17 protein-coding genes and 2 pseudogenes are annotated in these 23403 nt (G+C 68.2%); 11 read left to right on the top strand and 8 right to left on the bottom strand.

The window, feature by feature from the left end; genetic code table 11:
* Nucleotides 1–520: 520 nt before the first annotated feature.
* From MLV88_RS18485 to MLV88_RS18470, 6 genes and pseudogenes are all read right to left on the bottom strand, one after another.
* Nucleotides 521–1384, bottom strand: a complete 864-nt coding sequence (locus tag MLV88_RS18485; RefSeq protein WP_243338311.1) for a hypothetical protein — start codon at nt 1382–1384, stop codon at nt 521–523.
* Between the two features lie 51 nt (nt 1385–1435).
* Nucleotides 1436–1597 (bottom strand): annotated as a pseudogene (locus MLV88_RS24840) (competence protein CoiA family protein); the annotation flags it as partial.
* A gap of 722 nt (nt 1598–2319) precedes the next feature.
* Complete coding sequence (locus MLV88_RS18480; protein WP_243338309.1) at nt 2320–5412, bottom strand: DUF3427 domain-containing protein; 3093 nt, start codon at nt 5410–5412, stop codon at nt 2320–2322.
* A gap of 842 nt (nt 5413–6254) precedes the next feature.
* The gene (locus MLV88_RS18475) at nt 6255–6659 is read right to left on the bottom strand and encodes a hypothetical protein (RefSeq protein WP_242344106.1); all 405 of its coding nucleotides are present in this window, start codon (nt 6657–6659) and stop codon (nt 6255–6257) included.
* Between the two features lie 12 nt (nt 6660–6671).
* Nucleotides 6672–6914: pseudogene (locus tag MLV88_RS24835) on the bottom strand (ImmA/IrrE family metallo-endopeptidase); the annotation flags it as partial.
* A gap of 46 nt (nt 6915–6960) precedes the next feature.
* Entirely contained in the window at nt 6961–8019 is a 1059-nt protein-coding gene (locus MLV88_RS18470; RefSeq protein ID WP_243338307.1) for a hypothetical protein, read from the bottom strand.
* A gap of 302 nt (nt 8020–8321) precedes the next feature.
* Here MLV88_RS18470 and MLV88_RS18465 point away from each other — a divergent pair, with 302 nt between their 5' ends.
* The 3 genes from MLV88_RS18465 to MLV88_RS18455 all read left to right on the top strand — a co-directional run bounded on the left by MLV88_RS18465 (nt 8322) and on the right by MLV88_RS18455 (nt 10579).
* A complete protein-coding gene (locus MLV88_RS18465; RefSeq protein WP_243338358.1) occupies nt 8322–9071 on the top strand; it encodes a ParA family protein in 750 nt (249 codons plus the stop codon).
* A complete protein-coding gene (locus tag MLV88_RS18460; protein ID WP_243338305.1) occupies nt 8983–10074 on the top strand; it encodes a ParB/RepB/Spo0J family partition protein in 1092 nt (363 codons plus the stop codon). Before MLV88_RS18465 ends, MLV88_RS18460 begins: the two co-directional genes overlap by 89 nt.
* 121 nt (nt 10075–10195) lie before the next feature.
* Entirely contained in the window at nt 10196–10579 is a 384-nt protein-coding gene (locus tag MLV88_RS18455; protein ID WP_243338303.1) for a hypothetical protein, read from the top strand.
* A 131-nt stretch (nt 10580–10710) separates the two neighbouring features.
* Here the strand turns inward: MLV88_RS18455 and MLV88_RS18450 are convergent, their stop codons facing one another.
* Together MLV88_RS18450 and MLV88_RS18445 are read right to left on the bottom strand one after the other, a co-directional pair.
* Nucleotides 10711–11634, bottom strand: coding sequence for a hypothetical protein (locus MLV88_RS18450; RefSeq protein WP_243338302.1), 924 nt, complete (start codon nt 11632–11634; stop codon nt 10711–10713).
* 61 nt (nt 11635–11695) lie between these two features.
* On the bottom strand, nt 11696–12598 hold the full coding sequence (locus MLV88_RS18445) for an AbiTii domain-containing protein (protein ID WP_242343667.1): 903 nt from the start codon (nt 12596–12598) through the stop codon (nt 11696–11698).
* Between the two features lie 836 nt (nt 12599–13434).
* Here MLV88_RS18445 and MLV88_RS18440 point away from each other — a divergent pair.
* The 8 genes from MLV88_RS18440 to MLV88_RS18405 all read left to right on the top strand — a co-directional run bounded on the left by MLV88_RS18440 (nt 13435) and on the right by MLV88_RS18405 (nt 23387).
* Complete coding sequence (locus tag MLV88_RS18440) at nt 13435–14862, top strand: replication-relaxation family protein (protein ID WP_243338300.1); 1428 nt, start codon at nt 13435–13437, stop codon at nt 14860–14862.
* A gap of 750 nt (nt 14863–15612) precedes the next feature.
* Nucleotides 15613–17316 (top strand): ParB/RepB/Spo0J family partition protein, encoded by a 1704-nt coding sequence (locus MLV88_RS18435; protein ID WP_243338298.1) that lies wholly within the window; start codon nt 15613–15615, stop codon nt 17314–17316.
* 202 nt (nt 17317–17518) lie between these two features.
* Nucleotides 17519–18394, top strand: a complete 876-nt coding sequence (locus tag MLV88_RS18430; protein ID WP_242343662.1) for a DUF6744 family protein — start codon at nt 17519–17521, stop codon at nt 18392–18394.
* Between the two features lie 20 nt (nt 18395–18414).
* On the top strand, nt 18415–19563 hold the full coding sequence (locus MLV88_RS18425) for an AAA family ATPase (RefSeq protein ID WP_242343661.1): 1149 nt from the start codon (nt 18415–18417) through the stop codon (nt 19561–19563).
* A gap of 74 nt (nt 19564–19637) precedes the next feature.
* The gene (locus tag MLV88_RS18420; protein WP_243338295.1) at nt 19638–20936 is read left to right on the top strand and encodes a vWA domain-containing protein; all 1299 of its coding nucleotides are present in this window, start codon (nt 19638–19640) and stop codon (nt 20934–20936) included.
* Nucleotides 20937–21173: 237 nt separating this feature from the next.
* A complete protein-coding gene (locus MLV88_RS18415; protein ID WP_243338294.1) occupies nt 21174–21680 on the top strand; it encodes a hypothetical protein in 507 nt (168 codons plus the stop codon).
* 269 nt (nt 21681–21949) lie between these two features.
* Nucleotides 21950–22435 carry a hypothetical protein gene (locus tag MLV88_RS18410; protein WP_243338291.1) on the top strand — a complete coding sequence of 162 codons (486 nt, stop codon included), beginning with the start codon at nt 21950–21952 and terminating at the stop codon, nt 22433–22435.
* Nucleotides 22436–22808: 373 nt separating this feature from the next.
* Nucleotides 22809–23387: a JAB domain-containing protein gene (locus MLV88_RS18405; RefSeq protein WP_243338290.1), complete on the top strand. Its 579-nt coding sequence runs from the start codon at nt 22809–22811 to the stop codon at nt 23385–23387.
* Nucleotides 23388–23403: the final 16 nt, after the last annotated feature.

Here is a 23403-nt window from a genome sequence, read left to right as displayed (position 1 = left end):
CCACGGACGGCCGGCGGCCCAGCGCGGGCGGACGGCCGTCTCGTGCGCAACCACCGCGCTCACATCGCGGCGCGCTGGCAGACGCTCAGCACCTGCACCGGTGTACTCTCGTTGACTGGCGGGTTCCCGAAGACGAATTGAACCGCTGGCCTTCGGATTCGTAGTCCTCATTGACCACGCGTGCAGGCGTGCGCGAAGACTACGGATGCGAAGGATTCACAATAGTTACGGCGGCAATGTCGACCACAGAAGGCAACCGGACTCGCACGAAATCGACACGGTTCACGGCAAGATTCCGTCAAAATCCTCGGATGGTGAAGTAGCCGTGGTCGGCGACTCCAGGCGTCGGTCAAGCACACGCCCTCGAGAGGGCGCACGCCCGTAGGCTTCGCCAAACGAGGACTGGGCATGGGCCTCACAGATCAAGCGTACCTGCAAAGTTGGACATCGGTGCAGCTTGTTCGGGACACCGTACTCGCCCCCCGTTCGTCGTCTGCAAGACCGGATCAAGCCCATCACACTACATCCTCGGCCTGCGACCTATGGGCGGCATCACTAGCCGCACTCGTACGGTCCGTACGGCACGGAGATCCCGGTCCACAACGCCCCCGTCCGCGGGGCGTTTGACCCACTTTCCATCTCGCCATTCCCCCCCTACTAAGGTTCCGTTCCAATCTCGTATCGATACCGAGACGGTGCTCCGTGGTTGGAAGTAGCGGCAGAACTCGCGGCTGTCCCGGAGGCGCGCCTCCACCACCGTGATTGCCTGCTGCATCGATTCGGACCGCCACGCGTAAATCGGCCACCAGCGGTATGCGGGGCCCGTGATTTCCGCGAGATACTCGCCAGGAGCCAGAGGAAACGGACACCATCCGGCGCGAATACGGATCGTCTCGACCCGCCTTGCTTCCTCCTCTGCAGCCTCCCGTTTGCGCCTTGCTCCTTCTTCAGCAGCCTCTCGCTTGCGCCTTTCTTCGTCTTCCGCAGCCCTCTTCTTGCGCCTTGCCTCCTCTTCCTTCCTGAGAAGGTAGTCGGTTCCTGCGTGGTCACATCGCAGAGGTCGAAGGCCATCTCTGTGCGGGACCCACCGCAGCGGCGAAGCGAGAACCTGGGCTGCCGCGAGTTCGATCCAAGGAATCGAAAGACCCTCCGCCTTCTCCTTGGTCACCGCGTGCGTATGGAGCACCTCAAGAGCGCAGAGAGGTCGCTGGGCGTCGTCCAAGAGTAGAACGTCCGCGCGAAAGCCATCCACCGTTCCCTCTACTCGAGCGTCCTTGACTTTATCGGGCAATGGCTGAGGAACTACCTTGCCGCATTCGGGACAGCGACGATGGATGACCGGTCGCTTCCCCGGCTCTGACAGGGATGCCAGAACGAGCTTCACCAGGAGGTACTTCGCGGCCGCATGCTCAATGCTCTCCTGAGAACACCGACCCTCATCGATATGAGCGAAGTGGCGAACCCGCTTCTCCCCGGCGCGAAGAATCAGGCGACTGCCACAGGCTGAATTCGGGCACCGAATGCCCTCGCTTGACGAAACGTCGTCAGGGGTAACAAGCTGCCCGTTCGCGTCGAGCGCCCATGGAACGCTGAGCAAATCTGGCCTCCGCAAGTCGAATGTTACCGAATGCCAAGGGAGCGCGAGGGGCTACTCATCGCCCAGAGGACGAGATGTTCCGGGCGGCTGGGAGTTCCGGCGTCGGTCGCTTCATGGGACACGGCGAGCACCCTCCCCAGTGCCGCAAGGATACAGTAGGGGACTGACGCTGCGCTGGGTGTCCCGGCCGCCCCAACTACAGGAATACCTCGATCACGGGGCCGACCGCTGCCTCCATCGAGTGCAAGGGACGCCCTCGAGCATGTGCCGACGGCGATGGTGTCGCGTGAGTAGTTGCCTTGAAAACGAGATGAGAAGTCTGCTTCTTGCAAGAACCACAGCCGGAGGCGGGGACTTAGAGAGCGTTCGCGACCGAGGACTCGCGACCGTTACTCCCACGGTAGTGGAAGTCACGGCGAGAGAGTCGTCGGTCCGTGACTAGCACGGACAGTCGTTTCATCAGTCTTCCCAGCAAACGCCTACGCGCGGCGCGAAGCGCGGGGGCCAACTGTCCGAGGATGACGATCCCTTCGCTGTCGGAATCACAACTGACGAGCGGCTTCGGAGACTACGGAGACACGGGCCGGTGCGGCAGACTGGTGATGAGACGTATGAGGCCGGTAATCATCGGATCGTGCTTATTGGCGGAAAGATGGTCTACTGCCAGTAGAATAGGGGTCTGTGGAGCCGGGCGATCGGTGTGACGGTCCACAGTTTCCGGCTCAAGACGCAATGCGTCCCACCCGGACGAGCTCCGGCGGCATGGGATTCGCCAGGTCCCACTCGATGGTGATCGGCCTCTCACCCTCTACACGTACCGGCTGGACCGGGCCGAGATAACGGAAGGCCATCGTCACGCCGGGTCGGGCGTCTGCACGCTCGCGGACGAACAGCAAGGGCGTGCATCCCTCGCTCTGCGGACTCAGGTGGCGGCGTCCCTGTTTCGACGCCTGGGTCGTACCCGCCTTCGATTGCCAGTGGAAACGCCGGTCGGAGAGCGGGAAATCCCGGTAGCGGAGGTGCTCCTTCTGCGCGGCGCTCTTCTCGAGAGTGACTAGGAGCATGTCGAAACGGCCGTCCGCCACCGGCTCGACGCCGGTGTAGAAGTCCCGAAACGTGCCGGCCTCGGTGCGACGCTCGAACGCGGCGCTGAGCTCGACGCCGAGGTAGCGGGCGTGCAGGACGAGCGGGTTCGCCGGCTCGAGGCGGAGATCAGGCGCGAGCACCGCGTTCTCGCGGGCGAGGACCGGGATTAGCGCCGCGACTTCTTCGCGGAGGAGTTCGTGACGGGTCCACGCGTTCCAGGCGTCGTTCCTGTTTGCGGCTAGCTCCCGCCCGTATAGGACCGCGAACAGCATATTCTGCGCGCGCTCCTCGAGCGCAACCTGCGGTCGCTCGAGGCGGAGGATCTTCTTCCACGTCTCCAGCCGGAGCCCGTCGCCGACGTGGGTCAGCTTGCAGATGTTCTCGAGCGCCTCACCTTCACCTGCCGCGAGCGGGCGGTCCTCCAGCCCGACGCTACGGCGCAGCTCGGTCCAGGAGCGCTTCTGCCTGTATATGACGTCCAGGCCGACCTCGGTCTCGAGAACGAAATCGTCGAGGGAAAGCCCCGAGTGCGCCGGCTCGCGAAGGAGCGCCCGGAGCTCATCGATGGTGTCCGGAATGGATCGCTCGAGCTGCTCAAGGACGTGGGTGCGCGCGATCTCGTCGAGGTGGAGGTGACAGCCCGCCGGGAGCTTTGCAAACCCGCGCTCAAGACCCTCGCGAAGTTCCCGCGGTGTCTTCCCGAGCATGCGGCGGAAGCGCTGATCGAAGCGGAATCCGTCATGCTGGCGACCGGTCAGATCGAAGACGACGAGCTCGGCCTTGTTGCGCGCGAGGCGGAGCCCGCGGCCGAGCTGTTGCAGGAACACCGTCGAGCTCTCCGTCGGACGGAAGAAGAAGAGCGTGTTGACGTTCGGGACGTCGACCCCCTCGTTGTAGATGTCGACGACGCAGAGGACCTGGATCTTGCCGAGGTTGAGGTCGCTCCTGGCCTGGCGCCGTTCCAACGCCGGTGTCTCGCCTGTGAGCACCTGTGCGCGGAAGCCTCGTCTTGCGAACTGTTCCGCGACGATCTCGGCGTGCCGGATGCTGGCGCAGAAGGCGATCGCCCGAAGCTGCTCCGGGCGAGCGACGTACTCGGCGACCGCCTTTACGGCGCGGTGCACGAACAGCTCGGCGGCCCCGATGAGCTTTCCGGCGAGCTCGTCGGATGCGTACCGTCCAGCGACCCAGCCCACGTCCCGGAGGTCCACGCCCTCAACTTCGAGCATGTAGTAGCGGAACGGCACGAGGGCCTGCGGGATGGCGTTCCAGATCCGGAGATTGCCGATCCAGGGCCGCGGGAAGAGATGGTCGTAGTCGAGGCCGTCGGCGCGCTCGGGAGTCCCGGTGAGGCCGAGGACCTCGGCGCGGTCGCCTACCTTCGCCAGGAACGACTCCCACTTAAACGCCGGCGAGTGGTGCGCCTCGTCGATGACGATCATGTCGAACCGCTTCGGATCGAGCCGGTCGTCACGGAGGGAGTCGATGGACGCGAAGACGTGATGGCCGATGGTGGGCTCCTGCCCCTGGTACAGGAGCTCACCGAACTCCGAGGACTGAAGAGCGGCGCGATACAGCGCTCGGGCCTGCTCTAGGATCTCGCGGCGGTGCGCGACGAACAGGAGCGTGTCGACCGTGCCCGCTTGGCGCAGCGCCACGTAGTCGAGGGCGGCCATCACGGTCTTGCCCGTACCGGTGGCGGCCACCAGGAGGTTACGGCGACGTCCGAGGGCGCGCGCGGCGGCGAGCTCCTCGAGGACGGGCTTCTGGAACGGCTTGGCCTCGAGCTCGATCAGCGCGTCGAGTCCGGGATCTCGGTCGGCGGCGGCGAGGCTTCGCGCGAGCCGTTTCCGGTGCGCCTCCTTCCCGGCTTCGAAGGGCTCGAACAGCGCCTGGTCAGCCCAGTACTGCTCGAAGGTCTCCGCCATTTGAGCCAGCAGCACCGGCTGGTCGCCTTCGGTGACGCGGACGTTCCACTCGAGGCCGTCGGTCTGCGCGGCGTGGGAGAGGTTCGAGCTGCCGACGTACGCGGTCGAGACGCCGCTCTCCCGGTGGAACACCCAGGCCTTCGCATGGAGGCGCGTGGTTTGGTCGTCGTAGGAGACCCGGATCGCCGAGTTCGGTAGCGCAGCGAACCGCTCGATGGCCCGAGCATCCGACGCGCCCATATACGTCGTCGTGAGAACGCGAAGTGGCCGCCCACGGGAGATGCAGTGGCGCTCGATAGCCGAGCGGAGCTTCTCGAACCCGCTCAGCTTCACAAATGCGCACAGTAGGTCGATGCGGTCAGCGCTCTCGAACTCGCTTCGGAGGTGGTCCAGCAGCGACTCGCCCTCGGCGTTGACGATGAGGTTCGAAGTGTGCAGGGACCCGCGCGGGAAGGAGGGCAGGGCGGCCGGCTTCGGAACGATCCCAAGGAGCCGCTCCGGCCGAAGCTGAACTTCGCCGTGCTTGAAGACGCGGGGCGCATGCCGGGCCAGGGTCCCGAGGACGTCCTCGGCCAGCTTGAGCGCTTTCGCGGATTCACCACCGAGCTCGTCCAGTGTGAGGTCGAGCGCGTCGCGGAGGAGCGCCGCAAGGGGCGGCGCCACGTCCGCGGACTTCTCGATATGCTTACGCTCGATCGCGAAGGTGGAACCGTCCAGCTGCTGCAGCTGCGCCTCGACTGCACCGGTGATGACCTCGTCGTAGATCCCAGGCGCGAGCCTGGAGCGGCGGAACGTGCCCATGCGAGCACGTTACTCGAGGAGCGGACACCAGAATATCGATGTGCGCGAAGTGGCGGTCGGTGCGGTCATCGCGTCGTCCCTTGGGGCGGCCCGAAGAGCCAGTCCGAGAGGCTGGCGATGTCCGGAACGGGTGCAAAAGCAGAGCGGGGAATCTGTCGAGTCGCTCTACGAAGGGTCTTCACTCCTTGCGCGTTGGCCTTCACGTGCCGGGCCATTCGGTAGCCGTCGAGCGGCGGCATCGGCCCACCGGGCGGGCCGCCCAGGACTAGGAAGCTCATGCCGACTCGGTGGCCGGGAGCTCTTCGACTAATACCAGACGACACAGCCGGACGGACCGCGGTGTCTGGAAGAACGGGAAGTGGGTTCGTCCGCTCAAGCTCGTCATCGCGCGCAAGCCCCGCGAGCGAGCGTCGTTAACGGCCCGCTGATCCATCGCGGAGCAGGGCTTCGGGCTTGCTTACGCTTTCGAGCTGATGGTGAAGGAACAGCAACGCACCAGCGCCAGCGGTGCTCGAACCCTACGCGCGGAGGTGGTCGCAGTTCAGGCTGCGAAGCCCGCCTTCCTGCCGTGGGCGCCATACGAGCGGGTCGACAAGGACCGCCTCTGCCTCCAGCTCGACCCAAGGAATCATGAACCGTGCTGCCTTGGGTTCATCGACTTCGTGTTCGTCGCGGAGTGTCAGGGCATCGTCCGCCGCGCGAGATCGATGTGGATCTTCTGGCCGCGAGCGGCACCACCGCGACCGGCTCTTCAGCTGGATCTGCCCGTGTCCGCCGCGTCGGCGTCCTCGGCGCCAGATCCAGGCTCCTTGGCCAGCCCTGGACTCGCATGGAAGCTCCCGTCAACTGGCCGGCCTCGTCAGGCTGGCGATGAAGTCCCTGTCGGCGACCGTCAGGTCCTCGGCGCATCCCTTCGCTTCCCACACGATGGCCGCGACTTGTGCGCGTTCGCAGTAATTCGCCACAGAGGAGTTCACCTCGGCTTCAAACGCCTCTCCTGTGGGCACCTTCAGCGCTTCCACAATTTGATAGCCGAAGCACCACGCGCGAAGTTCCTCAGAAACGATCGCGTGTCTCTCCGCTTCGGAGAGGGGGTTCGGCCGCCGCGACAACGCACTCTTGAGCGCGTTGTCGTACGCCGGTGCGTAGGTGGCCGACTCACGTGAAGTTGCCAGGACCTCCGGCGAGTTCCGGATATCTGACGCGAGCGAACTCTGCCACTTCGTGAACTCGACTACTGCTCGCATATACGTGGCGTCACGTCGCCCGGTTGAATGCGACCAGAAGTGACCCAGCTCGTGACATAGAGTGAACAGCGTGTCTCGAGGACTCCGGCCTGTCCGGATGTATATGAGCGCCGTGAGCTGGCGCGGATCGCGACTGGGTACGAACTCGCCCGGATGACCGAACGGTCGGTTGATTACGCGAAGGAGTCGCCAGCCATTGAGAGCGGTGGAAGGGGCGCGTTCCCTCAGGAGAGCGAGCGAAGCCTCGAAAGTCATGGGCGGCGTACTCCTCGACTGAATCGTCGCAGGGGCCTCGCGCACATCAGTCGTCCTTCGTCATCCGATGGTGGCAGTAGGAACACAGTCCATCGAAGTCTTGCTCCTCGACGGACAACGAATTCCCGCACAAGTTGCAGTTCTCGTAGCTGCGTCCCTCGCCGCACACCAGGCAGACGTCCGAGGCGACCACAAAGGTCTCGGAGCAGCAGTTGGGGCACACTGCCAGCGGCGGCTCGTCGCCATCCTTGGCCGCCTCGTACGCGTCGCCCGCATACTCGCCCTCAAGGGCCTTCTCCAAGACGCCTGGGAGCTCCGACCGAGCGCCGCAGGCTCGGCAGACAAAGGCTAGGTCGGCGTACTCGGTTCCGATCGCCTGTATCAACTCCGAACTGCATTCCGGACAGCATCGCCAGACCCTGAGCGTTTCCTGTGCCTCGTCAGGTACACCGATCACGCGGTCGATGGACTTTCGACACTCGTCTTCCAGTGCCTTGAAGGTCTCGGCTTGGGCCAGCATCTCCGCCCATGTTTTCTCAGAGAGCTCGTGGGCTGGCTCAAGCCCAAGCTGCTCCAGAATCCTCACAACAACCACGAACGTGTTCGCGATCGCCTCCTGCATCGTTGTGTGGGGATGCACGGATCGATGGTGCTCCACATCGTTCCGCAGGTCTCGCAACCGGAAGATTCGTTGCCATTCGACGTTGAATCCCAGGGGCTCGAGCCGCTCCCTGATATCTTCCAGGTCGACGGTCGACTTGCCCTTCCCGACGAACACAACCGCTCCGCCCACGGGCTTCGGAACTAACTTCTTGAAGATCAGCGCACCATCGGTTCCGGGCGGCGAGAGTTGGCGGAGCTTCTCCTTCAGCAGAAGCAGCACGCCGGCACAGAGGTTCCGAAGCGCCGAAGACACGCGCTGTGGTCGACCTTCTGTGAAATCTTCGATCCCGTTCTCGATGGCCTCGATCGCGTTTGCGAGAAGCGGATCCTTGGGCTGCTGAGGACGTGTAGCCATTCTCTTTTCGCGGTGGTTTGAGTGACGGACCGGCGCCGCATACCACTGCGCCGTGCTGGCGGCTCCCTGCCGTGGCGCGAGCAGCAAGCGTAGCCTACTGCGGGCGGAGGGGGTGGCGCTGCTCGTCGTCGGCTCTGACCAGGGCTGAGCCCCCCGCGTCTCACAGCCGTGGCCAGTTAGGATGCCAAGCCAGTCGGCGGGACACCGTGGCAACGAGCGCGACGTCACCGGTGACGTCGACGAGCAGCGCTCAGCAGCGGCTGCCCGAGAACCACGTAGATGCGTGTTGACATCCATGTAGCGTCCTGTACGCTGACATGTAGGTGCATAGCCTACATGGAGGTGCGGGGATGGCTGAGCAGCGAAGGGCAGTGAGGGCAGCGGTCGTGATGCCGAAGGGCGGCGTCGGTAAGACAGCGACGGCAGCGGCGCTCGCGTGGGGTCTTCGCGAGCACAAGAAGCGCACGTTGGTAGTCGACCTGGATCCGCAGATGGCCGACCTGAGCCTGGTGCTCGGGGTCGACAAGCTGCGCGTTAGCTACACGTCGCGAGAGTTGATGCTGCACCCGGAGCGCGAGTTCGCGCCGGTGAAAATCGACGAGTACCTCGACCTCGTGCCGGCCGACCCAGACCCGGTGCTCACGGAGATGCGGCTTGGGAAAGAGACGATGGTGAGCGGCCCCGTGAAGCTGCGGCGCGCCCTCGACAAGGTGGAGGCCCGCTACGAGTTCATCCTCTGCGACTGCCGACCGGGTGGCGGGGCGGTGATGGCTAACACGCTGGTCGCGTGCGAGCACATCATCGCGCCCGTCCAACTCACGCGATTCGCGGCGAGCTGCATCGTGGAGCTCAGCACGATCCTGGAGGAGGTGTTCGACGGGCAGGCGCGACCGCTCATCCGGTACCTGCCAACGTTCTGGACCAGCGACAAGGAGTCGGAGGAAGCGCTTGCCTTCGTGGAGGACAAGTGCCGCGGCGCCCTGTACGAGACGCGCATCCCGCGCGCCGTCGCGATCGCGCGCTCGATGGCCGAGGCCGCATCTCTGTTCGATGCGCGATTCAAAGACTCGAAGGGACCCGAGGCGTATCGGGTCTTCGTGCACGAGTTCCTTGCTCGGACGGAGGCGATCCATGTCTGAGGTCGCTCGAGTGTCCGCGGCGCAGCTCACGGATCGCGGAACGCAGGCCGACGCCGGGACAGCGACGCCCAAACCGCGGCTGTCGCTGAATCAGATCTTCGGCGGAACGGGGAAGGAGATATTCGAGGTCCCCATCGAGCTTGTTCGCCGCGACGAGTCTCAGGCGCGCGAAGAGTTCGACAAGGGACGTCTCGAGGAGCTCGCGGCCAGCATCCGGCAGGAGGGGATCATCGAGCCGCTCGAGCTGCGGCCGGACGCGAGCCAGGACGGGCACTTCGTCATCATCTGGGGCGAGCGGCGCTGGCGGGCGGCACAGCTCGCGGGGCTCGCAACCGTTCCCGCGCTCATCAACCGCGAGCCCAAGCACGTTCGGCGCCGGCAGCTCTACGAGAACGTGATGCGGGCGGACCTCAACACCGTCGAGCTCGCGCGAATCGTCGCGCAGACGATGGAGGAGGACGGGCGCGACAGCAAGGGAATGGCCGAGCAGCTTCACTGGCCGCTCCGGAAGGTCCAGCGCCTCGTCGAGATTCACGAAGCGCCGGCCGTGGTGAAGACGGCGATGGTCAAGGGAGTCGTCGTGGATGGTGAGCGGCGGATTCTCTCGAGTCGACACGCGCTCGACATCATCCGCGCGTACCGCCACTACGTGCGAGGCGACAACACGGAGGGGAAGGAGAAGGCGCTCGTCAAGCTCGAGAAGCTCATCTCGCGCGTCCTCGCAGACGACTGGTCAGCGAAGAAGCTCCAAGGGTACGTTAGTGCTCTCGCGCGGCCCGAAGGTGAAGCGGCAGCGTCTCCCGAGCTGGCCCGAGGGAGCGATGGCGCGAAAGGCGGAGCGGAGGGAGCCGCTGGCGCCGTGGCTCCAGTCTTCGAGCTGTCGGACCAGACCTTCGTGATCGATCTCGCACAGGCGCGCAATGGTGCGCTCGACTCCGCGACGCGCGAAGAGCTCGTGGGATGCCTGCGGCGCCTTCTCGCGGAGTTCGACATCTCGGAGTAGCACCCAGCCATTCACACGGGTTGACGGTTCGACGCGGCCTCGGCAAACAAAGCCGAGGCCGCGCTCGTTCAGAGTCGCACGGAGGGGTGAGCAGGACCGCTCAGGCCGCATCGCGCACGAGATGGAACTCAGCGCGTCGGCCGACGAGTTTGATGGTCTCGACCCTCCTCCCGAGGTGAGCTCCGATGAGCAGGAAGAGCAAGCCGCCGACGACCTCGCCGAGGCTCGAGCCTGTCCGTCACAAAGGGAAGCCCTGAAGCGGGTGACTGAGATCGAGACGTCGTACGTGGTGAAGGTGACCGCGCCCGCCTACGAGGATGTCCTCGAGCCCGAGCAGCTCGCCGAGTACACCGTTCACCCATCCGGTTCGGCCGCAAGGTTGAGCCCGGTGAGCCAAGACGGCTCGTTGAACAGGATAACGAAGGCGAGCATCGCGGCCAGCAGCGCCATGGCCGAGATGAGCGACCAAGACCGCCTCATCAGCCACAATCTCACGTTCCAGTAGAGCGAACTCCAGCGTCGCACGGCGGCATCATGCACGCTGCGTCCGACAGTCGGCGCGCTCGTTCTAGGTGTACGCGCCGCCTCCCACGGAGTGTCCGCCCGGGCCGGTAGAATCGCGGGCGCGGCAGCCCGCTAGTGATCACCGTCGCTCGTCGGTCCAGCGGCTTCGGACTGTGCCGCGTCCGCGTCCGCACGGAGCGACCACGCGACGGCGTGGTAAGCCATCCGAACGAGAGTGGACGTGCCCGGGGGCAGTTCGGCGCACGCGGTATGGACCGACTGTGGAACATCGCCCCTTGGAGTCCCCGCGGCTCGCCACACTTCCATCTCCTCGTCCAGTAGTTCGCCGGGCGTCGTTCCGGCCGTCGTGGCGCGCTTCTCGAAGGCTTCGACCATCTCCCTCGGGAGGGCGCGTGGGAGGGCTCGCTTCGCCTCTAGGTAGTCTCCGTCGACTATCTCGAATCGCGTCGAGAAGGGTTCCAGCACTCCCAAGCACGGCAACCCAGGCTGCAACTCGTCGATGACGCTCAGCATGTGATCACAAAATGCCGTCGTTTCGCCGACGATCGGGTCCACGTTGAAATGGACGTGACCGATCGAGAGTGACACTCGGCTCACCCAGCGATTTCCCTGTGCGTCGAACACGCCGGCGTGGAATTCGATGCCGGGACGCATCACTCCAAGGAAGGTCGTGTGCAGCGTCCGATCGTCCGACGCGCTGACCCAGCTCAGCGAGCCCCACACCGGGAATCGGTTGACCTCGGTCTTCGATACCTCTCCGCGAAGGTGCTGAACGTAATGCCTGAACCGCTCCGCGATCGCCGTCGCGTCGAGGAACGCGCGAGTGCAGGACCCGGCCTTCTTGTTCACGCCCGGCATCCCCTCGGCGAGGTCCCGGACGCGATGCACTACGTCCACGATCTGCCAAGCCGTGGCGACGGCATGGACCGCACCGCCCATCGAGTTGGGATACAGCTGCAGCCGAAGCGTCTCTAGCTCCGCGTGCTCGCGCTGAAGGATCTCGCGCGAGAACCAGAAGCCGTCGCGGAATCGCATGAGCCGCGGATCATCCCTGACGTGCATCGCTCTCTCCGCGGCACACAAACCACTGCATCGCTTACAGACTGATCCGCTGGATCATCTCCAGCACCCCACTGCTCACGAGATTTCCGAGGGCGTTGGAGGCGACGCCCTTCATCCCGTTCAGCAGCAAGCGGATCCTGCCCGCATCGGGCGGTGAACGCTTCGCTTCCTCTTCCAGCGCGCGGGCCGCCTCGACCATCTCCTTCGCGGCCTCGACGGACAGGTCCATCCTGTCCGAGAGCGCCTGCACCTGCCGCGCAAGAGAAAGGAGCAACTCGATCTGGCCTTGCGTCACCTGGCCCGTGACGTTCACCGTGGCCCCCGCGGCGATCGGACCGATCGCGCCCACCATCGAACCGATGGAGCCGATGTTGATGTGGACCCCAGCCGCCTTCTCCTGATCCTTCGTCGAGAAGGACATGCCGTCCCCGCGAACGCCGACAGCCTCCAGCTTCATCGCCCAATCGAGAATCCGCGTCCGCACCTCGTCGAGAATTCCCGCGAGTGAGGGCAGGCTCACTTCCATGCCAGCATCGGGGACCTCCAGGTCGAAGTGCTTCCCGAGGTCCGCCACGACGGCCGCCGGGTACGAGAACATCGCGCCTCCGCCCTTCTCGCTCCGGGCCAAGATGTCCATGATCTCGCTGATCGGCTGCCGCGTCTTTCGCTTCGACGCCTTCTCCTGCGTCTCCGGATCTCCAAAGATGAGGGGCACCCACCCGTGGTACGGGTTGAAGTACCTCGGCTTCCCGGAGATCTCGCGGTAGCTGGGGATCTCGGCGCCCGCGGGATACCCGCTGAGCTCGTGCTCGATCCATTCCGCGGCGTCGCTCACCTTCAGCTTCATCGCCACCGCCTTCGCCTTCCGAAGCAGGTCCGGGATCGACGCCTTCGGGTCCAGCGCTTCGCGCTGAAGTTCTTCAATCAGAGAGGCCATAAAGCTGTTCAATAGCGCACTAGACTGACTTGCGCTCCGCCATGGGTGTCTGTGCGCCGCGGGGTAGGATCGTCGCGCGTGGGCAGCCTCGGGCCGATTGGTCGTGGGCGGGCGCGGCCTTCGACGCGCCGGCCCGCGTGCTCTAGAGCTGCGCACGATGGGTCTTCAGCCGAACGCCGGCGTCCACGCAGAGTTGACGTCACCGGTGACGTCAGTCTTGACCGTCGACAATCGGTGGAGCGAGAGTGCCAGTAGGCACCTATTAGGCACCCTGTAGGAACCTTGACAGCTGGTGCCGAATAGGGTGCCATGTCGGTTAGACACCTACATTGGCACCCAATTCGGCGCCCTGTTCGGCACCCTGAGCCAGTCTAAGTCGCGGAAATGGCTGTCCTTGCACCACCCAGTTGGCGAGCGCGAATCGAGTAACGGTGCGGGTCTCAGTTTCCCGACCCCTCTCCCCCAACCACTGGGGAGAGGGGTCGGGAAACTGGGACCTGAGTTGGAGAGGAGAAAAAGGGGGGGGGTGGGGCAAGGACAGGGAGCAGGTAGGTAAACGGAGAGTGATGGTGAGGATGAGGGTGGGGTAGGGGTTAAGGGGTTAGGGATTGGTGGTGGTGACGTGGTTGGTGGGCCGGGGTGGCGGGGTTGGTAGTGGTGGCGTGGATCGAAAAGAGCACGGACGCGACGGTGACAATCGTCGGGCGCTCGATGGCGAGCGCGGCGGGTGTGAGCTCGAGAGGAGCCTGGACTCGAGAATGGATGTCTCGTGGAAGCCGGGGACGACGATCTGACTGAAGGCCGAGGAAGCGAGGGAGGGACTGGAGATGCTTGGCGTGGATGAGGTCGCGGAGCTCGCCGTTCGGGCGGCGGTCGCTTCCGTCCCGAAATCGGCAAGCGCGAGCGCCCGCTTCACCGTGTCGCTCGTGCTCGGCGCGGATGCCGCGCCGGCCGAAGACGGTGAGATCGTCGCCGCAGTGCGTCGACGGCTCAAGGCCGACGGACCTCCGGTGCGCTACTCGTTCGACGTAGAACGCTCCGCGGCAGGAGCGAGCCGCGTGGACGTCCGCGAGCGCGTCGAAGCGGTTGCGCTGATGCCGCGCGATTACGACGTGCTCGGGTTCCTTGCGATCGCGCGGCGCCTCAGGGCGGACCAGCTCATCGCGCTCTCGTTCCCCGGCCGCCACATCACGATCGTCTACCGGCGTCTCGCGATGCTCGCCGCTGCGCTTCCAGGCGGGGGTGGCTACGTTCGACAGGACTTCTTCTTCGGCGCGCGGCAAGAACGCGCGAAGGTGGCCGCCTGGTCGCTGACGAACGACGGGTTCAACGCCGTCGCCCCGCTCCTCCCCTACCTCCGGGCGTACTCGACGGCGCCGGCCGTGGTCGCGAGTCTCCAGCACGACCTCTGGTTGAACGACCTCTTCGTCGCCATGGCGACCGCGCGAGGGGCCCCGGTCAGTCCGGGGGATCTGCCGTTCCGGTGGCTGTGCGACACGGACCGCCCGATCGCGTTCCGGACGCTCGACGACGACGCGGAGTTCAAGACGAACCTGCTGCGCCCGGATGCCATCGTGGAGCTACCGCTCGCGAAACGCCGGATCTTCATCGAGGCGGAGCGGGGCACGCACACGATCTCGCCCTCGAGCACCATGAATACCGGGGCGACGACGATGAAGGCGCGCCGCTACGGGCTCTTTGTGGCCGCTCCCATCGGCCCGGAGGCCCGGACGACCGCGTACCGCTCGGCGTTCCCGGACGGATATCGTCCGGAGCTGCTCTTCCTTGTCCACTCGGAATGGCGGCGCGTACACGTGCTCGAAGCGCTCCAGGCGGCGCGCGGCAAGGACGCAAATCCGCCCGACTTTCCGCTGCACGTCATGACGTTCGAGCAGGCGCGGGAGTTTCTGACGTCCGCCCTCCCTGCAGAATGGACTCCGGCTCCGGCGCCAGCGAAACCGCGGGTGCACGCAAGGGTGACGGCACAGAAGCCTGACGAAGCGGGCCAGGGCGCGCCGGCTCCGAGGCCGCGGGTCAGGCTCGGCGACGCGCAGCTCCTCAAGGACGGGTTCAACGTCCTTCTCGACGAGCTCAAGGCGCGGGGCGGTACGAAGGACCTCGGCGTCGAGGTGAAGAGCACCGTCCGGAAGACTCGCGAGTTTATCGTATGGCTCATGCAGGGCGCGGCCGCGGGCTCGGGCAGGAAGTGGTCCGGGACAGAGAGGCGCCAGCCGCGTACGCCTGTCGAGACATCCCGACGATAGAACTAGGAACGGGGCTGACGCGGGAGCAAGCGCGTTGCGCCGGCGGCTCCCGCTGGCTCGCCGACAGAAGCGTCGGCGCCGCGCGCGGTCCGCCTGAGGACCGGCAGGGACGGCCGGTGATCGAAGGCGAGCGGCGCCGAGGCGGGACCACGCCGGCTCGCCGACAGAAGCGTCGGCGCCGTGCGCGGTCCGCCTGATGACCGGCAAGGACCGGCCGGCGATCGAAGGCGAGCGGCGCCGAGGCGGGACCACGCCCGCGCGCCGACAGAGGCCTCGGCGACGCGCGCGGTCCGCCTGAGGACCGGCAAGAACCGGCCGGCGATCGAAGGCGAGGGGCGCCGAGGCGGGACCACGCTGGCTCGCCGACAGAGGCGTCGGCATCGCGCGCGGTCCGCCTGAGGAAACGGGCGGAAGAGGCGGGCGATCGACGGCGCGCAGCCGCCGAGGCGGGACCGCGCCGGCTCGCCGACAGAGGCGTCGGCATCGCGCGCGGTCCGCCTGAGGACCGGTAGGGACCGGCGTGGGCGATCGACGGCGGGCGGCGCCGAGGCGGGACCACGCTGGCTCGCCGACAGAGGCATCGGCATCGCGCGCGGTCCGCCTGGGGAATCGGGAATGAACCGTTGGCCAGGCCCGGTCGAGATCGAGCCCAAGAACCAACTCTGGCGCGCAGCGTGAGGCGACGGCGGGCGCCACCGCGCCGCCCTCTGGACGAGGCGGCGCGGTGCCGCCCACCACAGGAGGTCGCCCGTGAAGGCGAGTGCCACTGCGAACAAGAAGAAGGCCGGCCCCAAGCCGCGGCCGGCGAGCCCCGAGCCGCAGATCGTGCGGCTCATAGCGATCGACGACATCGACCCGTCGCCGCTCAACCGGAGCGCTCGGAACATCGACGAGCTGGTCGCGTCGGTTCGCGAGCACGGCGTCCAGCAGCCGATCAAGCTCCGGCCGAAGGGCTCCCGGTTCGAGATCGTTTACGGCGAGCGGCGGTACCGGGCCGCGAAACAGGTCGGACTGAAGGAGCTCCCGGCCACGGTCGAGGACCTCACCGACGAGGAGGCGCACGAGCTCCGCATCGTGGAGAACGCGTGCCGGGAGGACCCGCACCCGCTCGAAGAGGCGGAGGCGTACGAGGCGCTGCTCGCGATGAAGGATGGCCGCGGGCGGCCGCTCCACACCGCCGACACTCTCGCGAAGCTCGTCGGTCGGTCGGCGCAGTACGTGTACGCGCGGCTCAAGCTCACAGCTCTGGTGCCCTCGATGCGCGAGGCGTTCTGGAAGGGCGAGCTCACGACCACGACCGCGTTCCTGGTGGCGCGCGCGGTGCCGTCGGCCCTGCAGGACGAGGCGCTCCGGGAGGTGCGCGAGGAGTTCCAGGACGCCGAGGAGGGCGAGCCCTTCCCCGCCAACGACCTCGCGCACTTTCTGGAGCAGCGCTACCTGACGCGGCTCGACCGCGCGCCGTTCGGCCTGGACGACCCGAAGCTCCTCCCGGAGGCGGGGGCGTGCGCCAAGTGCCCGAAGCGAAGCGGGAACCAGCCGGGCCTGTTCACGGACGCGCCCGCCGCGGACACCTGCACGGACATCGTGTGCTTCCGCAAGAAGGTCGCCGCGCACGGCGAGAAGCTCGCAGGCGAGGTCCGCGCGAAGGGCGGTACGGTTCTTACGGAGCAGCAGTCGAACGCGCTCTACCAAGGCGGCCGGCAGCTCCCGTGGAACAGCAAGTACGTGGACCTCGACGCTACGTGCTTCGAGGACCCGGAGCGCCGGACGTGGCGGCTGCTCCTGGGCGACGTCTGCCCGAGCCCGACGCTCGCGACCGACGCCACCGGGACGCCGCACGCCCTCGTCGCGAAGGCCGACGGCGTGGCCGCGCTCGCCGCGGCGGGGGTAGAGTTCGTGCGGCGTAAGGACGCCGGCGATTCCGCCGATGCTGGCGCCGACGACCTGGGCGAGACAGGCGAGGAGCGTGCGGAGGCGAGCCGCCCACCTCCCGATCCGGCCGCAGCGCGGGCGGCGGCGGAGCTGCGGCGTGCGACCATCGCGAACATCCTCTCGGCGATTGTCGCGGCCGCGGAGGCGCGGCCCGCCGATGATTCGACGTTCGCGACTCTCGTGTTCGACGCGATGACCCACGGCGGCTACCACGACGCGGTGGCGGACGCGGTGAAGCGGCGCGGGATCGAGCGGGAGAAGGGCGCGACGCCCGAGGCGGTGCTCTCCGCGCACGCGAGCGGTCTGCAGGGTGCGGCGCTCCGCGCGCTCGTCCTCGAGCTCGCGATCGGCCGCGGGGCGTACTTCGCCTGGTCGTCGAAGTACTCGGATCGGCTCACCGCCGCCGCGGCCGCTTACGGCATCGACATCGCGGCCGTGGAGAAGACGACCGCCGAGCAGGTGGCGCAGCGCCGTGCCGGGCGCGGCGCGCGGAAGCCGAAGAAGCCCACGTCCGTCAACTGACGGCGTCCGGGCGGTCACGCCAGGACGCAGGAAAGCCCGCCGCCGTCCCTGTGGCGTCGGGCTCACCGCCCCCCGGGGCTCACGCCCCGGGGGTTTTTCACCTCCAGCTGCGCGCCCGCCCCGGTGCGAGGTCGTCACCGCGCCGCCCGGCTCAAGCGGGGCGGCGCGGTGCCGCCTCCTCACTCCGAACAGGGAGGCCAACATGTCCGTAGAGCTCATCCGTTCCTACACACTCACCGGCGGGAAGCACGTCGGCGATCTCCTCTGGTGGACCCTCGCCGACGCGAGGATCACGCGCAGCGTTCTCGAGACCGTCTGGAGCAACGCCGGGCTCGCCTCGAACCTCCTGCCCGAGCCGCCGACGCCCGAGAAGGCGCTCCGGACCGCGGTCCGCGAGGCGCAGGTCGGGCAGCACGACCACCTCCTCCGCCTCGGAAAGGAGGACGACGACGAGATCGTCTTCGCCGTCGTCGCCGAGACCCGGGACGGCGCCGGGAACGTCTCGCTCGCGCAGGCCGCGCGGATCCGGCTCGACCGTGCGCGGCCGGCGAAGCTCGCGTCCGACCGACCCGGGCACGATCTCGTCGTCGCGGTGTCCGCCGCCTACGACCGACTGCTCAACACGCACACGCCGGACGACGTCCGGCGTGCGCTCGTGAAGACGCTCAATTCGTGCGCCGCTGTGACGCTGCGCGATCACGGCGGCGTTTACTGGGTGCCGGCGCCGTACGCGGACACGCTCCGTCGCCTGCGCGATGCGGTGTCGAACATCGGCGCTTCCCGCCTCGACGTGGTTCCCATCCACGCCTCGCCCGAGGCGACCGCCGCCCTCGGCGACGCGGCGCGGGCGTCCATCGACGAGGAGATCACGGCGCTCCGCGCCGAAATCGAGGGCTTCCTCTCGGATCCGCCGGAGCGCGCGTCGACGCTGGCGCGGCGGCTCGAGACGTTCGAGGGCCTCCGCGCGAAGGCCCGGCTCTACCACACGGTCCTGCAGGTGCAGGTCCAGGACCTCGAGACCGCGCTCAACAAGCTGACCCTCCAGGTGGAGGGGATGCTCCAGACGAAGGCCGCCTGATCGGCGCGCGAGGAAAGACCATGACGACCACCGCGCATACGCATCTGCAGCAGCTCCGCAGCGACCTTATGACCCGCTTCCCCGAGCGCCGGGACGCCATCGACGGCGGGCTCGCGGCCGTGCTCGCCGGCGAGCACGTCCTCCTGCTCGGCCCTCCGGGCACCGCGAAGAGCGCGCTCGTCCGCGCCATCGCGCAGGCGTTCGGAGGGACGTACTTCGAGCGGCTCCTCACCAAGTTCTCGACGCCGGAGGAGCTGTTCGGGCCGATCAGCCTGAAGGCGCTCGAGCACGACCGGTACCAGCGCGTCACCGCCGGGAAGCTCCCCGAGGCCGAGTTCGCGTTCGTGGACGAGGTCTTCAAGGCGAACTCGGCGATCCTGAACTCGCTCCTCACCGCGATGAACGAGCGGCTCTTCCACAATGACGGGACGCCGACGCAGATGCCGCTCGTCGCGCTCTTCGGCGCGTCGAACGAGCTGCCCGACGGGAAGGAGCTGGAGGCGCTTTTCGACCGGTTCCTGCTCCGATTCGACGTCCAGTACCTCCTGCGCCCGAGCAGCTTCCGGTCGGTGCTGCTAGCCCCGGAGCCGGCGTGCTCCGCAGCGCTTTCGATGGCGCAACTTCGCCTGGCGCAGGCGGACGTGGCGCAAGTGAAGGTGACGGACGAGACGGTCCAGGCGCTCATTGCGATCCGGGACAGCTGCCGCGCCGAGGGGATCGTCGCGTCCGACCGGCGCTGGAAGAAGACGCTCAAGGTCGTCCAGGCGACCGCGTACCTCGCCGGCCAGGCGGCCACCACACCGGAGGACCTCCTCGTCCTCACGCACGCGCTCTGGCGTGAGCCGAAGGAGTACTCGAAGGTCGCGCACATCGTCGGGCAGCTCGCGGACCCGGTGAGCGCGAAGGCGGCCGAGGTCCTCGACGCCGCCCGCGAGACCGCCGCGCGCGTCGCCGCGCTCCGCAACACGGACCGGAAGAGCTACCTCGCCCAGGCGGCGCAGGCGCTCGAGGAGTTCAAGGCGCAGCAGGTGAAGCTCAAGGACCTCGCGAGCGGGGCCGGGCCACGTGCGAAGCAGGCGCTCGGCGACGCCGACCAGGAGATCGCGCAGCTCCACTACGAGCTCGCGCGGGCGGTGAGCGCCGGCCTCGGCCTGGGCGGAGCCCGCTGACGCGTTCGGCCCGTGCGCGGCCGCCGCCCTTCCGGGCGGCCGCGACGGGCCGCACGGCACGAACGGAGGCTGACATGAAGCGACTTCTCTTCGACATTTCGCGATGGCACCTGATGCTCCATCGCGAGCACCGTCAGCTCGCGCGCGCCAACGAGCGCGACAGCGCACAGCTTCGGCTCGAGGACGAGCTCTTCGAGCGGCTCTATACGGGGGAGGGGGAGCGGATCCCGCCGAGCCGGACGAACCCCGCGCTCCGCGCGTGGGCGGAGCGGGTCCACGCCACTTGCGACCAGCTGCCGGCCTTCGCGCGGCTCGCCGCGGAATGCCGCGGCGATGCCGCAGCGTCCGCCGCCGCGGTCGAGGTGCTCCTCCGCGAGCTGAACCTGCCCCCGCCGGAGGAGCCGGTGCCGCCGGCTCCGCCGGGCGTCGTCGGCAACGATCCGCTGCGGCGGCCGCTCGCGGCCGCCTGCGCGGTCGCCGCGCGCGTCGTGGAGAACCTGCGCGACGCCATCGACGGGCTCGCGTACGTGGCGTTCCAGGGCGGGCACATGCCGGGCACCGGGACTCACGAAGGCACGCCGCATGAGCACGCTGCTGTGAGGCCGCTCGCGGCCCGGCTCAAGCTCGACGAGCGCCTCCGGCGCATCGCGGCTCTCGCCGGGCGCTTCAAGCGCATCGCGGCGAGCAAGCGACGCCAGCGCGTGAAGCACGGCGCCGACGAGGTCACCGACGTCGAGCAGGGCGCGGACCTCGGCCGCGCCCTGCCAGTGGAGCTGGCGAAGCTCACGCACCGCCTCCTGCGGCTCGACTTCATGCGCGCCGTCCTCGAGCGCCAGGCGCTCCAGTACCGGCTCGAGGGCACGGCGTCCCTTGGTAAGGGCCCGCTCGTGGTGCTGCTCGACAAGAGCGGCTCCATGGACGGGCCGCGGGATGTCTGGGCTACTGCCGTCGCGCTGGCGCTCCTCGACCAAGCGCAACAGGAGCGCCGCACATATGCGCTACTCGGGTTCGACAGCCGCGTGAAGTTCGAGGCCGTCGTGAACCCCGCGGACGCGTTGCCCGAGGAGGGTCTGTTCGTCTCGTGCGGCGGCGGGACGGAGATCGCCGCCGCGATCGACCGAGGGCTGGAGATCATCCGTACGCACCCGGGTGCGCTTCGGAACGCCGACATCGTGCTCATCACGGACGGCGGCTCGGACGCGAGCGAGGCAGGAAGGCTGCGCGAGAGCGCAGCGGCGCTCGGCGTCACGATCCTGGGGCTCGGGATCGGGGTCGAGCGCGAGTGGCTCCTGCCGTGGTGCGACGAGGTCCACGCCGTCACCGACCTGTCCACCGTCGACGACGCGAGCGCGACCGCCCTGTTCGCGGCGTAGCGGTGGGTGTGGCGGCGGCTGGCCACCGCGTCTCCGAGGCGCGCGCGAGGGCTCGCCTTACTGCCGCCGCCGCTCCGCCGGGCACGGCCCGCGCCAGCTCGCGAACAGCCTCGCTATCACGGGCCGGCAGGGCGGAGCGACGGCCAGGGCGAACCCTCGCGCGCTCGTGGGCTGCACCGCGCCGCCCGTCCCGGGCGAGGCGGCGCGGTGCTGCCCACTACAGGGAGACGCAATCACATGGACAGCCTCATCCCGACGAACCCGGCGCTCCAGCACGAGATCGAGGAGGAGTTCGGAGAGCTGCAGCTCGAGATCGTTCACTGCGAGCTCTGCGGGGACTATCACCCGCCGGAGCTGCACCTCGCGCGCTACAGCGCGTTCGAGGACGACGAGCCCGCGGAGGCGTGTGGCGCCGGGCGCCCCCGGGGGGGGGGGCGCGGTTGGTCTCCCGTGCTGTCGGCACCGCGCCGCCGCTCACGTGAGCGGCGCGGTGCCGCGTCCAGCACGAGGAGCCGAGACATGAGCCGAATCGCAACAAGCCTCCTGGAGGAACAGCTCACCCTGGCGCGTCGCGTCCTGAGCCCGCCGGCCGCCAACGCTCGAGAGATCGCCGCCGAGGACATCCTGCGACTCGCCAGCGTCACGCTCGAGTTGCACAGGAAGCTCAGCAACGGGACCCCGTTCCCGTCTGTGTGGCTTGCAGGCACCTTGGGGGCGCCCGGGGAGCGCGCGAAGGGATCGTGAGGGCCCGCGGTCGACCGCGAGCGCGCACGCCGCCGCCGGGCTTCACCGCGGCAGCTCCCGGGGGCGACGCCGGTCGGCGGCTAACTGCGCCTCGGGCGTCGGGAGCGCCGGTCGCGCCAGCGAGCGCAAGAGGCGCGCTCGCCGTCACGCCCGGCGACACGCCCGCCGCTTCGGCAACGCCGCCGCCCGTCGTCGCGGGGCCGGCACCGCCCCGCCCATGCCTGGGCGAGGCGGCGCGGTGCCGCCCCCACACACAGGGAGCTGCCACGATGAAGCCCTTCACGATCCTCGGTTACAGCGCGAACGACGAGGTGTTCTGCCCCGCGTGCCTCCGGTCCACGACCGGGCTCGGGCCTTCCGACACCGACTACAACGGTCGGCCGATTCTGCCGCTCTACGGAGCGGACGAGACCGTGCAGGAGGAGTGCTGCACCTACTGCGGAGCGTCGCTCCTGGAGCTGCGGCTCGTCGCGGAGGCGGAGCGGGAGCGGACCAATCCGGAGCTGCACGTCGAGAAGACCCGCCACCGCGGGCGGCAGCCGGCCCTCCGGTTCGACCGGGTGCCGCCGGCGAACATCCGAACCGAGCTGAAGCAGGCGGGGTGGCGCTGGGATCCCGTGGCGCAGCTCTGGTGGTGGCCGAAGGGAGCCCCGGTCCCGGTGCCCGCGTCGCTGAACCTCCCGCCGCCGCCCGCGAAGGTCGTCGCGCGGCCGCCGACGATCCGCAGGCGCGAAGCGACAGCGGCGCAGGCGTGAGCGCCTGAGCAGGAGGTCGCGCGACGCCGCAGGACGGCGCCGTGCCCCCTCATGACGAGAAGAGGAAAGGCGGCTGACGCCGCAGCAAGCGCGGTGCGCCGGCGGCCCCCGCCGGCGCGAGGTTTCGTGGGCGCGCTTCGCGCGCTTCCTAAGCGAGGACCGCGCCAGCCACGGGCCGCCCGGTGAAGCTGGGCGCCCCGCGTCCGTCACGGCCCTCGCCCGGGCACACGCCCCGCCATCGTCGCTCCCGCCGCGGAGCACGCCGATGAGCGCCGCGGCCAAGTCCTGCTGCCACGCGCAGAGCGGGGCGTGCGCCCTGCCTCGGGGGTGAGTGAGCGGGCGCGGTCAGAGGCCCGGCTCCGAGGAGAACGGGATGGCCAAGAACGAGGTCAGGGAGCGGTTGCTGATGGACGGGCCCGGGGCCCTGTCGGACGCGGACCTGCTCACGCTATGCGGCGCGGGAACCCTGTCCGCCGTGAGCGTGCGGCAACTCGCCTGGGTCAGCGTCGGCGAGCTTCGGCGCCTCGGGCTCGCAGAGTCGCGGGCGGTGGCGCTCGCCGCGGCGTTCGAGCTCGGCCGACGCGGCGCGTGGGCGCCGCCGCGGCGTGGGGAACGGTGCCTCGATCCCCAGAGCGTTTACGAGCTCATGCGCCCGCTCGCGCATGCGCCAGTGGAGGAGTTCCACGTGGTCCTGCTCGACGTGCGCGGAAGGCTCCTCCGGACGGAGCGTGTCGCGAAGGGGTCGCTCACCCAGTGTCCGGTGAACCCGCGCGACGTGTTCCGGACGGCGGTCCGCGAGGCGGCGCACGGCATCGTCTTCGTGCATAACCACCCAAGTTCCGTTATGCGGACTCCGGCGTTATGCGCAGCGGCCTCCGCGATCGCGCGCAGGCGTGAGATCCCGGCGGCGGTTCGTCCCCATAATCAGGCCGCCGCCGAGGTGGCGTCGTGAGCCGGCGACCTGCCCT

It is taken from the genome of Anaeromyxobacter soli (assembly GCF_022808855.1).
Lineage (GTDB): Bacteria > Myxococcota > Myxococcia > Myxococcales > Anaeromyxobacteraceae > Anaeromyxobacter > Anaeromyxobacter soli.
This window is presented reverse-complemented; position numbering and strand designations above follow the sequence as displayed.